Source organism: Paenibacillus solani (assembly GCF_050475945.1).
GTDB lineage: Bacteria > Bacillota > Bacilli > Paenibacillales > Paenibacillaceae > Paenibacillus_AQ > Paenibacillus_AQ solani_A.
This window is the reverse complement of sequence record NZ_JBCMXJ010000005.1, coordinates 889,902-902,681: the sequence shown is the minus strand read 5'-3', so window position 1 is coordinate 902,681 and position 12,780 is coordinate 889,902. Positions and strand designations below refer to the sequence as shown.

Sequence of the window (12,780 nt, the reverse complement as noted above, 5' to 3'; positions counted from 1 at the left end):
AGGGATATGCATAGGAGGAACCTGTTATGAAACATAAATTTAGGAAGTATGGAGTCAAGTTGCTATCTGTTGCTGCTATTGCTGCAGCGCTGACGTCTTGCCAGTCTCAGGATCGGTTGACGATCGTGGAACCGGGGGCGGGAGGGCACCAAACCAGCCAACCACCTGTCTCAAGCGAAGGTAAGACGTCGGGAGAGCGCAAACTCACGGTTGTTGAAGGGACGAACGGGAAATCCGGTCAGGAACTCATTGTAAATGGGACACACCGTATTGCCTCGTCCAACATTGAGACATGGCTGTCGGAGAATGAGGTTAAGGTTACCACGACCAAATTGGTCAAGGAAGCAACCGAAACAGAAGAACCGAAATATGCGTACACGACTGAAGAAGTAAGTATAAGCACAGGTGAGCGGCATGAGGTCACGAATCATGGAGACGCTCATCCTGATCAACATCTTGTTAAGGAAGAGATTTCGCCAAATGGTAAATACAGCTTTGTACAGAAATGGAGGGATAAATACACAGCAGACAATTTTATGAAGGATCTGAAGTCAGGCGAGACCATACCGGTGAAGGGTGACAACTATATGGAGATCGGCGGTTGGCTGGATGAAGACACCTATGTTCTCGCAGCAGGCTCCATGAGCGGTAAAGGGGAGATACGACTCATATCCACGGACGGCACTTACACTACCACAGACATTGAAGATGAGAATGTTGAATTTTATAATCAATTTGGCTCAAGTAAAGGCCGGATCTATTATACCGATGCGAACCAGATGTTGAAGGTCGTTGAACCAGGAGCGTCGAAGCCGATCCCTCTCATTGAGAATGTATGGAACTTCACAATCTCACCTGATGGAGAGTATATTGCCGTCTCGACAGCCACCAATACAGGTGAGGATCAAGTTAGCAAACTGCTGATCTATGATGCGGCAGGCAATTTGCAAGGCTCTCTAATTGGCAAAGGCAATCTGATATCCTATTTGTCCTGGTCGCCGGATTCCTCCCGATTTGCTTTCGATGTATATTCGGAGAATGAGAGCGGAATGAACGGAGTGTATGTGTTCGATACGGCTTCCGGCAAGGTGAGCTGGATGGCGCCTTATTATTCTGCAGTGCATCCTGCTGCCCATCCGGTGTATCCGCTGACATGGAGTCCCTCTGGAGAAAGATTAGGAATTACGATTGACGATCAAGAGGCTTTGATTGCGACGTATGTCATTGATTTTAAATAGGCGAATATCTCGCGTTACTATACTACTCACCGACTTCAAGCTGGTGAGACAACGAGAGGAATGGAGTATATGAAATTATTTAAAAAATCATTTGCAGTAATTGCCGTGCTGGGTATGACGTTAACGGGTGCCGCAGGTGTCTATGCGGGGGCAAACCTGGAGAAAATTTCGGCCTATCTTAACCACAGCATCGTTATCAATGTGGCCGGGAATGTTTATAACACGGGCAAAAAGTTAACCCCTATCACTTATCAGAACACAACATACTTGCCAGTTCGCGCGCTCGCTGATGTGCTGGATGTTCCTGTACAATATGATGCGAAAAATAAACAGGTGTTAATCGGGAGTCATCCTGGAAACGGTGAGGCAATTGAGCTGACTAGCGTAAAATACAGTAATGCTGAGCGAAAAGCAATCAACAGTGCATTCGCCAAGTTCGATGGTTTTGAGACACCTTACGCTCCAAGTCAGATGATAAAAGGAGATATGTATCAGAAGACGGGGGCATCAGAAGATGGCGTCAACATGCTATTCAAACATATGACGGTATATATTTCCCCAAGAGACTACTCTTATGGATATGATAGCAAACCGGTTACTTTGTCTAATGGAGTTCAAGCAAAATGGTACACGCCCGATGATACGGCCATGCTCGGATTTCAGATTAAGGACCGCTTTGTAACAATCAGCTCACCGGATCATTCCTTAAGCAAAGCACAGCTTGAGAAGGTTGCTGTAAGTGTTGCTCAATTGAAATAAACAGAGATACAAAGATGTTGATATGATTTAGATTAGATAGAAAAGCAACTGTAGTTGTGAAATGAAAAAGCTTGCAAGACCACACAAATGGTCTTGCAAGCTTTTCATTATATGAAACTCATGAAGATATATTTCCTGGGTAATTTAATCCGAACACTAACCGTGTCGGATTAATTACGCTGCAATAGCAGGTAACCACTAATGCTGGAAGTTCTTTTACTGAATACAATTTTGAAGCCTACGTCATTATCCAGTAAACAGGCTAAGGCAGTTCTTAACAATGCATTTGGCGTCAAGTCAGCCCGGCAAGGGGAAGCATTGCCAATGACGCGAGCGGCAGTAATTCTACGCGGGGAGCCTGCAACAAGAGGGTTTCTTGACCAGCTGATTAATACTAAGTCAGGTTGGTGGACAGCAGCGACACGCCCCATTCGAATCACCTCTCTTCCATATAGTAGAGTCACTATAGTAAATGATAAGGTGAGATGAAGAGTGCTAGCGAAAAGCGGAGTTTTTTAAACATGGATGCAACCCCAATGTTCAAGGGGAAATGCCCTTTGGATCATAATTAACGAATAAAATGATAGAGGAGTATCTCAAATAAGACCGTACCATTCGATGATAATCGAAAGTACGGTCTTTCCTAATTAGATCAAGAAATGGATCGAACAGTATCTTGTAATTGTACTGATAATAACACATACACCTAGATAAAAACAGACTTGAATTTTCTGGAAATCGCAATACAATACAGACATGATGATAGGAGGAGATATCATGGCGTATTCGATATTTGCAGGAACGATGGCTGATATGAATTGGATTGAAGTACAGAAGAGTATTGAGAGAGGGGCTATCGCACTTATCCCATCCGGTGTAATTGAACAGCAGGGTCCCCATCTTCCTACCGGAACAGATGTATATGGAAGCCATTTAATATGCAACAAAATGAGATCAGAACTGAACAAGAGTCATATTGAATGTCTGATCACACCTCCATTTTATTGGGGAATCAACCATGTTACAGGAGCGTTCCCCGGATCCTTTACTTCCAGGAAGGTAACGGTCAAATATGTACTACTCGATATGTTCGAATGCTTGCATCGTTGGGGAATTCAACATGTGTTTCTTGTAGATATTCATGGAGATCAAGCAAATGGTGCAGCACTATATGAGGCGATCGTGGAAGGGAGAAAGAATTATGGTCTTGATATCCGCTCTGTCATCTCTAATTGGATTGCGGATGATCTGGGATTGGACAAAGAAAACGAGAACTTCCTGGTTTTTGATGTCCCCCTGCCAGATCTTCCTGAATCTGAATACTTAGATATCCATGCAGGGGAGAGCAGTACAGCCGGCATGCTCAAGTATTTTCCCAAGCTAGTTGATAGGGAAGTTGCCGATAAGCTGGAACCTACGAATCTATCATTGGAAGATCTGAAGTTATGGCATTCCGGGGGCGAGATTGCGAGAAATATGACGCCACAGGGATATTTCGGAGCACCAGCAGCATACAGCCATTTGAATATCGACGAAATCGACTTTTACGAAGGTTTTGCAAAATATGCTTCACTGGAAATGAGGCATTACCTCAATCAGACGCGTATGAGGGACATTGAGGATGGGATAAGTTAGTCTAAATCATTCTAGTCCGAGATAACGGTATCCCATAGTGATACAATTTGGATGAGTAGGCTGATTACAGGGATATATGACGTTTCTGGGGTTCAGTCGCTCAATGTTATGGATTAATGATTGATAGACTGAAGGAGATTGACATGATAAGACTGCAACCTATTGATAAGGATAATTGGACCGAATGCATTAAACTGAAAGCGAAACCGGAACAGGAAAAATTTATTGCCTCCAATCTGTATTCGATCGCGCAGTTTCAGTTTCTCGCACATTTTGAAGCGATGGCCATTTATGAGGATCAGACGATGATCGGATTCACGCTTTATGGTTTGGATGCTGATGACAATAACTATTGGATTTACCGTTTTATGATTGATGGGAACCATCAGAGGAAGGGTTACGGAAGACAGGCTTTACAATTAATAATCGAAGAAATCCGAAATAAACCTGACCGGACGGATGTGCTGATGTTAAGTTTTGACCCGAAGAACGAACAGGCGAGGCAGCTTTACGTCAAAGCGGGGTTTGAGGAAATCGGTGTCATGCCGTGGTCGGATGGTGAATCCGTAGCGAAGCTGATGCTGTAAACCCTCAGCCTATAAGTATGCGAAAGAGGATGATGCTGATATGAAAATCATAGTGACAGGCGGCGCCATCATCCGGGATCATTAAGGGCGAATATTGCTCCAGCGACAAACATTTTAAACTTGAATATGTCTTGTAACACGATAAAAAGGGAGTGCCTACTGTTTGCAACAGTTGTGCACTCCCTTTGTTAACTTAACTAGAACTTGGGTTCATACCATATGGCTTGGGTAAAGTCCTGGAACTTATCAGCGTAATAATACATAACTTCAATGTTGTTATTGTCGCCGGTTGCTTTTTGACCCTTGCTTCGGATAATGGGGATGAATTCTGCATAGTATGCGCCATTCAAGGAGATTCGAACAGGCTGCTTAGGGTTGCTCAACTGCTCGTAGGTATAATAGGATGGCTCCCCGTTCACGTTGATCTGCAAGTCGATTTTCTCCGTAGCCTTCAAGGCCAGATAGAATTCCGGCAGGGCATCGCGATTCACCAAAGCAAAGTCATGAACCGGACTTTCTCCGTGTCCTGATGGGGAACCCGCATAGATAAAGTATCTTGTGCCATTCGGAATGAGATCATCCGGCGATGGTTCCCGGACATAGTCGCTGCCACTATAATAGTCGTAAATTCGATGCAGGATAACTGCGGTTTCTGCTAACGTTACCTTTTGATTCGGGCGAAAATACCCTTTGGCGTCGGGTTTCATGATGCCGGCCTCGGCAAAGCCGAGCAGTGCATAGGCTTTGACGTAATCCAGCTCGGAGGCTAAGGAAGGCCCATATTTTTTGTCTTGCATCAATCCGATTTCGGGCGCTAATGGCTGATAGGCATACTTCCACTTATCATATTGTTTGTCGGAATTGAAATATCTTTTGGGTAGGTCTTTAATCGCCCGCAATCTCGCGATATCCTCACCGTCCGATAACTCCAGGGAATAACCAATATCATCGAACAGCGCATTCAGCGTAATCAACAAGTCCCAGCGTGTTAACACTTTCTCCGGTATGTACTTGAAGGTTTCATCGTCGTAATTGATTCTGTCTGCGGCTCCGATTAATCCGTTCGGCGCTGAAGGTATGCTGCCGTAGACATCCTTAAAAATCTGGTAGGATGGGTGCCCATTAGGGACGCCGGGAATGTTGATATTCTTATCAGCATCGACTCGAAAATCGGTAAACAACCGGTGTACCATAAGGGTAAGATCAGCTTTGGTCACCATCTTGCCCAAGGTTTTTGTCCGATACTCCATGTTCTCAAAAACCCCATGGGATCTGAGGAAGTCAATGGACTCATTGGCCCATGCATACTTGGCTTGACTAGATTCCGCCGCGCTTGCCACGGATGTCATGCAAAACGATAAAATGAGGGTTAAAGATAATAGTTGACGCCACCTTCTTAAAAACATGAAAATCCTCCTGTATGTATCGATGTATTGGATGAATATTCCTCCATTGTAGACGACAAATTATGACAAAAGCAATGTTTTTTAGTCCTACTTACCTATTGAAGGAGAGCTGGTTTGCGTTTTTCTTAAATCCGAAGCGTATTGGTTGAGGAGGCGAGAACCGGAGAAATCAAATGAACAGGATGACTTTCGACGGGAATTTTTTCAATGTAAACGTTGACATTACGGAACAAAATGGTAATATTTTAATTCATTAGATATATCGGTTGTTTGAGTACCTACGGGCTGTGTTTGATCATGTCACAACAGTTCTGCCAACTTGGATGTGAATGCATTGCAGACTATCAGGGAGGAGGTAACGCATTGGGAATGGATTGGTATGACATGATCGCACGTAGAAATGGAGGGTACAGAGGAAGGGCAAGCTGCACGATCGTTGGGAGGTCGGCAGAAGATGTCTTTGAAGAGCAGTTAGTGGAGATGCTGCCGCGGTTTCACTCGGTGCTTGATGCAGGCTGCGGACATGGCGAGTTCACAATGAAGATGTCGAGACATACCGGCAAGATCATAGGATTTGACAACTCTGCCGAGATGATCAAGATTTCCAAGTCATTGCTTGAGAGCAGCGAAATTCGAAATGTGGAATTTGTTCATGCTACCACGAAGACAGCGATGCCTTTTCAAGACGGACAGTTCGATCTCATCTATGATCGCAGAGGCCCTACTTCGATTCTAGATCATCCACGACTATTGATTTCCGGCGGTACGGTTATCGGTATACATACGGATGTGACTGCCGTAAGAAGACGATTGTCCGAGAAAGGTTACGTTGATATTGAAATTGAGGAGTATAACGAAGCGATAACTTACTTCCCGGATACGCATGAATTCGCATTGTACTTGTCGGATACGCCGGGTAACCCCGACTTCACCTTGCCGGAACGAAAGGGCGAGCTTGAAGCCAAGACTAGGGAGCATCAAATTAATGGTCAATTGGGCATAAAAGAACATAAATATATTTGGAGAGCGATGAAGCCGTGAAATAATTCATTTTTAATCTTATTGAAGAAGGAGTGTTGCATAATGGAGCATGATTTCAACCGAAAGTGGCTGGAGGACAAATTTGAGAATATTCGCAGCCGTACCTTAAACGTATTGGTGCAGTTAAATGATCAGCAGGTCAATTGGCAGCCTAATCACTCAAGTCTAAGCATATCCACGTTGATCAGGCACATTGAAGGCAACATTCAAGAGAGGATTACAAAAGGGATTCTGCAACAGAATATTACCCGGAATCGAGAGAAAGAATTGACCCAGACCTTTGTAAGCAGGGATGATCTCATTCAGATCGTCAAGAACCGGTTTCAATATCTTATTGATACAGTGAAGTCCATGTCGAATGAAGACTTTGAGCAGGTACAAATGGTTAGGGGCAAGGAGCGGAGCAATCTCGACATTCTGCATCAATGCGCCACGCATTATTCAGAACATATGGGTCAAATTTTCTATATCGCGAAGCAGTGTTTAGGAGCTCAATATAAATCAACATCGATATAATATACAGTCCCCCTTAGATGGCGTACCAGGCGATCAAGGGGGACTTTTTATGATTTATCGTCTTCGAAAAAAGGATTCGACAATGAGAAAGTTCAAAAAGGTGGAATCTGGGCATAGGTTTGTATGACTTACACTTTGGGGAATTTGGTTGGACCATACCACTGCCTTGGATGGAGAGGGAGCAAAGCAGGTGTGATTGCGCATTAGAAGTGTTCAGGATAGAATGTTGTTAAGCAGCAGATATGACTCCTAAGAACCCGCTTCGTGGCTAACACCCAAGGTGGGTTTACGTTTATGTAAGTAAACGCAAAGGAATGTGATTATATGAAGAAAGAAATTGTGCTGGTGGTGAGTGTGTCTCTTCTCCAGGAGGATCAAGTGCTCCTGATCCAAGAGAATAAACCCCTCGTACGTGACACTTGGAATTTCCCGGGTGGGCGGATCGAGCAGGGAGAGGCTATTCTGGACGCAGCCAGAAGAGAAGTGAGAGAAGAAACAGGCTATGAAGCCGAATTGACAGGCACGAGCGGCGTGTATCATTTTCTCAGCAGTTTGAATGATCATGTCATCATGTTCCATTTTACTGGACAGGTGATGGGGGGATCGCCTCGATGGGCAACTGACGAGATTAAGGATGGCCGATGGGTCCCGCTCTCTGATGTATTCAAGGATCATCGCATGGTTTTTCGAGATCCAGGGGTGATGAGGCAGATCGTTGAGAACCTCAAGAATGGCGTGCTACACCCGCTTACGTTGTTTAACCCAGCATTGAATTCGGCTTCGATGTAATCGCGAACGTTAGGAGGATATATCAAGTGGATGCCATCCGTTATCCGATCGGCCCGTTTATGCCTCATGAAGAACCCACCAAGGAAATAAGGCAGCAATATATTCACCGAGTGCCTGCGATTGTACCGGCTCTTCGGCAAATCGTTATCAATCTCGCACCGTCCGAATGGGATCAGTCTTACCGGGATGGTGGATGGAGTATAAGGCAGATTATTCACCACATGGCTGATAATGATATGAACGCATATTTGCGTTTTAAACGTGCATTGACCGAGAAAGATCCCCTCGCAAGTTCGTATCGGGAGGATTTATGGGCTGAGCTGAGTGACTACAGAGAGGTTCCTGTTGAGAGTTCGCTTACACTTCTGGAAACACTTCATTTCCGATTTCTTGTACTGCTTAAAGAACTCCAGCCCGAGGATTTTAGAAGAACGATGAGAACCCAAGTGCTCGGCAGCATCACGCTGGACATCGCCTTGCAGCGATTCGTGTGGCATAACCGGCATCATATCGCGCAGATTACCTCGATTCTCAACCGTGAAAACGTAAAGTTACATAAGGAGTGATCCCGAGAAAACGTGATACCGACGCATTAATCAGCGCCATACATGCTAGGCATACATTAATAGAGGAGCATTTAGCTCTAAGATTCGACCCTATCATACATCAAGAATTCAAAGGAGCTGTACCACCATGGGAATGTCCGATTACTATAAAGATTTAAGAGACAAGATCGGGAATCAATTAATATTTATGCCCTCTGTTGCAGGAATCATCCGAAATGATGTGGATCATATTTTGTTCGGCAGGAAGCATCGAGAGGAGCTGTGGGGGCTTGTGGCGGGTGCCATCGAGCTGGGAGAGTCACCGGCAGAGGCAATGATTCGCGAAGCGAAGGAAGAAACGGGACTTGATATCATCCCTGAACGAATCATTGGGGTTTATGGCGGAGAGGAACGCCGGTATACATATAGTAACGGTCATCAAGTGGAGTACCTGACGATTGTTTTTGAGTGCAGTGTGACGAGCGGTGAGCTAGATCAAGAGAATGACGAAATGGCGGAACTCGTATTTATTCCAGAGGAGCATCTGCCACCTACGGCAGTGAAATATCCGAGGCATATATTCATGAAGGCCAATGGAGAGCGTGCTCATTTTGAAGTGAACAGGGAATAAGAATTTGGAATAATGCTAAGATCGATCTATTTATGAAAGACGATAAGTGGATCTAATTTAGTGAGGTGTAATTCTCATAGGTTTTTCAATCTATGTCTTGAGTGATAACCAATCTCAGCAGCGCTTCGATTATAACCGTTGGGTCGGTTAACAGTGGGTGAATCCGCCTACGGCTGATGAATATTTATCATTTTTCAGGGAACAGATCCCCCTATGTATTCAGCCGATGGATCAGCTGCATTCCGTACTGCGTTATTTGAAGTCTAAGGGACTTAAACTTGGGATTATTACCAATGGAACCGTACAAGTACAAGAGGGAAAGATCCATCAACTTGGTATAAGCGGATATTTTGATTCTATTGTGATTTCTGAAGAGACTGGCGTCAAAAAACCAGATCCACGGATTTATATAAAGGCTCTTGAACAGCTTAAGGTAATAGCAGCAGAGGCTTGGTATGTCGGAGATCATCCACATAACGATATTGTCGGGGCAACAGAGTGCGGTATTAAGGCCATATGGTATACGAGAGATGGAGAGTGGGATGAGTCCATAGAAGTAAAGCCGTATCGAACTATACATAAGCTGGAAGAATTGATTCATATTTATGCCGAACATCATGAGAGTTAGCGCTTGCGAAAGAGTTATAATCATGGAGGTGTGAAGGGATTGAAACGATACAAATCCGAAGATGGGCAAAAGCTCATCTATGAATCTTATGACCGATTGTTGGCTGATTGGAAAGTAGAGCATGTACAACAGATGATTCCCACAACGTATGGTGACACTCACATTATTACGGCAGGATCTCCCGATCAACCGCCAATTTTGTTATTGCATGGAACGGGCGATAACGCAGCCATGATGTGGATTTATAACATGGAGAAGCTGTCCCGTAGCTTCCACGTTATCGCTGTGGATAACATCGGCGGCTCAGGAAAAAGCGAACCGAATGACAAGTATTTTGGAGACTTTGATCGTGCGAAATGGTTGGATGAAATCCTTGGGGCTTTGAATATAGAATCTACCTATATTGCTGGGGTTTCCTATGGGGCTGCTCTCGCTCAGTATTATGCCATTGCCAGACCAGACAGAGTAAGAAAGCTGGTATGTATGGCTGGAGGGATTTCCGGAAGTCAGTTTGAAGTGATGGGCAAAATGATGAAGGCGTTCATGCCAGAGGCTCTGTTTCCCTCAGAACGAAATACACGCAAACTGCTCCGCAAGCTGTGCGGCACCCGCACAGATGTATTTGAGAGCAACCCGGACCTCATGCAGCACTGGTACTATCTGCTGAAGTATTTCAATAACCGCTCCATGATGAAGCATACCGTTACCATCCACTCGCCAGCCGACATCCAGTCGATCCGCAGCAAGACTTTGTTTGTTATTGGTAATCACGATTTGCTGAGTTATTATCCGAAGTCACTTGCCAGACTGGAGTCGAATGGGATGTTGTATCGTATCGTGAAGGGTGCTGGCCATGCCATCAATCATGAGATGCCTGAGGTTATTCATGAAGAGATTATAGGGTTTTGCAAGGAAGCTTGAGCGAGGGAATGATGACTTTTGAAGATTAGACGATTCACGGGTCTTTCCGTCAATATGCTTATCAGTTTGGTTCTAGTTCTGTTCGGGCATGCAATGACACCACGACTAGGGACTAGTTCCGGGAACGGGAATCCTGCCATAATGCTCCTCATTCCGCTAATCATTCTTTTTCTGGTGATGGTGTATCAATGGATTCGGCTGTTCCAAGATGTGAGAATATCTGTAGGGAGATTGAGTTTGTTCGTTACAGCACTAGTTGGTTACATCATCGCGGGGTATGTATATCAGCTTCATAGGCTTGAAATTTATAGAGAAATCCAAGCAGATGCTTTCGAATCGAAATTTGGTTATGTTGATTGGTCCCATATTGAGTCCATTACATCGGGTATTTTATCGATCCATATGAACAATCAATTTTTCAATTGGAATACATATTTCATGATGTTGGCTTTCTCGCTTTTGCTGTGTTTCCTATATAGGTTGATACAAGCACTTATGAACAAAAAACGAGCGACACCAGGGAAATATTAGACGTGGATTAGGATTTCGAGAGGAGAGATCACATGATTTATTTCGATAGGACAAGAAAATGCTCCATCGTCTTTTTTAGCTTGAGCGCATTGTTCTTTATTGCAACGGTGATTGCGTTTATGACCAGCCAATTCTCCGAGATCCTTTCATATAACTTTACGAATGACTTGAGAGGCAGCATCCTTACGATTATTTTTCTGATCATCTCCATCATACTGCTAGTTGCCGGCATAGCGATGAGGGCGATATGTAAGGATGCACAAGAAGACTTTCATCGGATCGACAAACTGATAAGCGAGTTGGAAAAGCGAGATTAATTGTTCCGATTCAGGAGGGGGTATACGTGGTGTCTATTGATGAAATTTACGACCGACAGGCTAAAGCCTATGAGGCTATGGTTAGCAAACAGCCCGATTTATCCGATATCATTCATGGAATCAGATCGTACGAGGGTTTGGATGTGCTGGATTTGGGGGCCGGATCAGGGCGGATATCCCTGCTGCTTGCTCCAGACGTGAAATCCTTGATCTGTACCGATATATCCGAGCCGATGTTACATATATTGGACGAGAAATTATCTGAAGCTTATGATTCTCGCAATTGGACTACCGTGGTTGCAGATCACCGCAGCCTGCCGGTTGATTCCTCGAGTGTTGATCTGGTTGTATCGGGTTGGAGCATTAGCTATCTGGCCAATTCAGGCGAAGCGGATTGCCATGAGAATCTGAGGCTTGTCATGGCGGAGCTGCGGCGTGTCTTGAGGCCGGGCGGGACGATGATCATTCTGGAAACGATGGGAACCGGAACGGAGAAGCCCAATCCTCCACATTTCCTAACCGATTATTATGCTGGATTAGAGCAGGAATACGGATTTAACTATCGGTGGATTCGGACGGATTATGTTTTTGATTTGGTCGAAGAGGCACAGCGGAGCACGGGGTTCTTTTTCGGTCAAGAGTTAACTGACAAGATCAGAGCGAATCAATGGTCCACGGTGCCGGAGTGCGCGGGGATCTGGTGGAAGCATTTTTAGATAGCAGTGTATTAACAATAAAGCTTGTGAAAAATACTACAGTCAAAGGCGATGGTGCAGTATACTCTATCTTGTGGTTTATGTTGTTTTATTTATCCTAAACATTCCGTTATACAAGTGGATCTACAGACGGATTTTTGATAATGTGGACGATCTAAAGCAGTCGGTATTATACTCGTTAACGCCGGATATCATCTCCTTGTTCCGCAGACGTTTCTGGAAGGATCAATGGGGTGAGTTTAAGTTATCTGTTTTCTTAGGAAGCTGTTTTTTTATATTCGCGATCGAGTGTGTAATAGTGATCAAAATAGTGGACGTAATGTTTCAATAGGATTTCAAGAAAATGTACAGGCTTTTTACGGAACAATATGCCCAAACGCACATAATCCAGTTGACAGGATTCCTTGGTCAGTAGAAGCTTTTGACAAGTTAATCAATTTAGAGTAATATCCACATGTAATAATTACACAGGTAAGAATAAGGATCTGAGTACAAGGCTGTCTCTTTACAGGGGGGGCTT

16 protein-coding genes are annotated in these 12,780 nt (G+C 44.4%); 14 read left to right on the top strand and 2 right to left on the bottom strand.

Annotation, left to right across the window (positions count from 1 at the left end; genetic code table 11):
- The first annotated feature begins 26 nt into the window (after positions 1–26).
- Together ABEQ74_RS05965 and ABEQ74_RS05960 are read left to right on the top strand one after the other, a co-directional pair.
- Positions 27–1,238 (top strand): WD40 repeat domain-containing protein, encoded by a 1,212-nt coding sequence (locus ABEQ74_RS05965; protein ID WP_430120389.1) that lies wholly within the window; start codon positions 27–29, stop codon positions 1,236–1,238.
- 69 nt (positions 1,239–1,307) lie between these two features.
- On the top strand, positions 1,308–1,997 hold the full coding sequence (locus ABEQ74_RS05960; protein ID WP_430120387.1) for a stalk domain-containing protein: 690 nt from the start codon (positions 1,308–1,310) through the stop codon (positions 1,995–1,997).
- 170 nt (positions 1,998–2,167) lie between these two features.
- Here the strand turns inward: ABEQ74_RS05960 and ABEQ74_RS05955 are convergent, their stop codons facing one another.
- Entirely contained in the window at positions 2,168–2,428 is a 261-nt protein-coding gene (locus ABEQ74_RS05955) for a hypothetical protein (protein ID WP_430120385.1), read from the bottom strand.
- 346 nt (positions 2,429–2,774) lie between these two features.
- Here ABEQ74_RS05955 and ABEQ74_RS05950 point away from each other — a divergent pair, with 346 nt between their 5' ends.
- Positions 2,775–3,632: a creatininase family protein gene (locus ABEQ74_RS05950; RefSeq protein WP_430120383.1), complete on the top strand. Its 858-nt coding sequence runs from the start codon at positions 2,775–2,777 to the stop codon at positions 3,630–3,632.
- A 143-nt stretch (positions 3,633–3,775) separates the two neighbouring features.
- Complete coding sequence (locus ABEQ74_RS05945) at positions 3,776–4,219, top strand: GNAT family N-acetyltransferase (protein ID WP_430120381.1); 444 nt, start codon at positions 3,776–3,778, stop codon at positions 4,217–4,219.
- A 197-nt stretch (positions 4,220–4,416) separates the two neighbouring features.
- On the opposite strand, the gene ABEQ74_RS05940 is transcribed toward ABEQ74_RS05945, so the two are convergent.
- Positions 4,417–5,625 (bottom strand): S-layer homology domain-containing protein, encoded by a 1,209-nt coding sequence (locus ABEQ74_RS05940; protein ID WP_430120379.1) that lies wholly within the window; start codon positions 5,623–5,625, stop codon positions 4,417–4,419.
- Between the two features lie 369 nt (positions 5,626–5,994).
- Between ABEQ74_RS05940 and ABEQ74_RS05935 the strand changes: the two genes are divergently transcribed.
- The 10 genes from ABEQ74_RS05935 (at position 5,995) to ABEQ74_RS05890 (ending at position 12,260) form a co-directional block, all read left to right on the top strand.
- Positions 5,995–6,666, top strand: coding sequence for a class I SAM-dependent methyltransferase (locus tag ABEQ74_RS05935; RefSeq protein WP_430120945.1), 672 nt, complete (start codon positions 5,995–5,997; stop codon positions 6,664–6,666).
- Positions 6,667–6,708: 42 nt separating this feature from the next.
- Positions 6,709–7,182: a DinB family protein gene (locus ABEQ74_RS05930; protein ID WP_430120377.1), complete on the top strand. Its 474-nt coding sequence runs from the start codon at positions 6,709–6,711 to the stop codon at positions 7,180–7,182.
- A gap of 324 nt (positions 7,183–7,506) precedes the next feature.
- Positions 7,507–7,971: an NUDIX hydrolase gene (locus tag ABEQ74_RS05925; protein WP_430120376.1), complete on the top strand. Its 465-nt coding sequence runs from the start codon at positions 7,507–7,509 to the stop codon at positions 7,969–7,971.
- A 26-nt stretch (positions 7,972–7,997) separates the two neighbouring features.
- Entirely contained in the window at positions 7,998–8,537 is a 540-nt protein-coding gene (locus ABEQ74_RS05920; protein WP_430120374.1) for a YfiT family bacillithiol transferase, read from the top strand.
- A gap of 127 nt (positions 8,538–8,664) precedes the next feature.
- Complete coding sequence (locus ABEQ74_RS05915; protein WP_430120372.1) at positions 8,665–9,147, top strand: NUDIX domain-containing protein; 483 nt, start codon at positions 8,665–8,667, stop codon at positions 9,145–9,147.
- Between the two features lie 157 nt (positions 9,148–9,304).
- Positions 9,305–9,775 carry an HAD family hydrolase gene (locus ABEQ74_RS05910; RefSeq protein ID WP_430120370.1) on the top strand — a complete coding sequence of 157 codons (471 nt, stop codon included), beginning with the start codon at positions 9,305–9,307 and terminating at the stop codon, positions 9,773–9,775.
- A 39-nt stretch (positions 9,776–9,814) separates the two neighbouring features.
- A complete protein-coding gene (locus tag ABEQ74_RS05905; RefSeq protein WP_430120368.1) occupies positions 9,815–10,696 on the top strand; it encodes an alpha/beta fold hydrolase in 882 nt (293 codons plus the stop codon).
- 18 nt (positions 10,697–10,714) lie between these two features.
- On the top strand, positions 10,715–11,227 hold the full coding sequence (locus ABEQ74_RS05900; RefSeq protein WP_430120366.1) for a hypothetical protein: 513 nt from the start codon (positions 10,715–10,717) through the stop codon (positions 11,225–11,227).
- 32 nt (positions 11,228–11,259) lie between these two features.
- Complete coding sequence (locus ABEQ74_RS05895; RefSeq protein WP_430120364.1) at positions 11,260–11,544, top strand: hypothetical protein; 285 nt, start codon at positions 11,260–11,262, stop codon at positions 11,542–11,544.
- 29 nt (positions 11,545–11,573) lie between these two features.
- Complete coding sequence (locus tag ABEQ74_RS05890) at positions 11,574–12,260, top strand: methyltransferase domain-containing protein (protein ID WP_430120362.1); 687 nt, start codon at positions 11,574–11,576, stop codon at positions 12,258–12,260.
- Positions 12,261–12,780 lie beyond the last annotated feature (520 nt).

Excerpts from the sequence above, each read along its gene's own strand:
- ABEQ74_RS05965 (WP_430120389.1), top strand. The coding sequence starts at position 27 with ATGAAACATAAATTTAGGAAGTATGGAGTCAAGTTGCTATCTGTTGCT.
- ABEQ74_RS05960 (WP_430120387.1), top strand. The coding sequence starts at position 1,308 with ATGAAATTATTTAAAAAATCATTTGCAGTAATTGCCGTGCTGGGTATG.
- ABEQ74_RS05955 (WP_430120385.1), bottom strand. The coding sequence starts at position 2,428 with ATGGGGCGTGTCGCTGCTGTCCACCAACCTGACTTAGTATTAATCAGC.
- ABEQ74_RS05950 (WP_430120383.1), top strand. The coding sequence starts at position 2,775 with ATGGCGTATTCGATATTTGCAGGAACGATGGCTGATATGAATTGGATT.
- ABEQ74_RS05945 (WP_430120381.1), top strand. The coding sequence starts at position 3,776 with ATGATAAGACTGCAACCTATTGATAAGGATAATTGGACCGAATGCATT.
- ABEQ74_RS05940 (WP_430120379.1), bottom strand. The coding sequence starts at position 5,625 with ATGTTTTTAAGAAGGTGGCGTCAACTATTATCTTTAACCCTCATTTTA.
- ABEQ74_RS05935 (WP_430120945.1), top strand. The coding sequence starts at position 5,995 with ATGGATTGGTATGACATGATCGCACGTAGAAATGGAGGGTACAGAGGA.
- ABEQ74_RS05930 (WP_430120377.1), top strand. The coding sequence starts at position 6,709 with ATGGAGCATGATTTCAACCGAAAGTGGCTGGAGGACAAATTTGAGAAT.
- ABEQ74_RS05925 (WP_430120376.1), top strand. The coding sequence starts at position 7,507 with ATGAAGAAAGAAATTGTGCTGGTGGTGAGTGTGTCTCTTCTCCAGGAG.
- ABEQ74_RS05915 (WP_430120372.1), top strand. The coding sequence starts at position 8,665 with ATGGGAATGTCCGATTACTATAAAGATTTAAGAGACAAGATCGGGAAT.
- ABEQ74_RS05895 (WP_430120364.1), top strand. The coding sequence starts at position 11,260 with ATGATTTATTTCGATAGGACAAGAAAATGCTCCATCGTCTTTTTTAGC.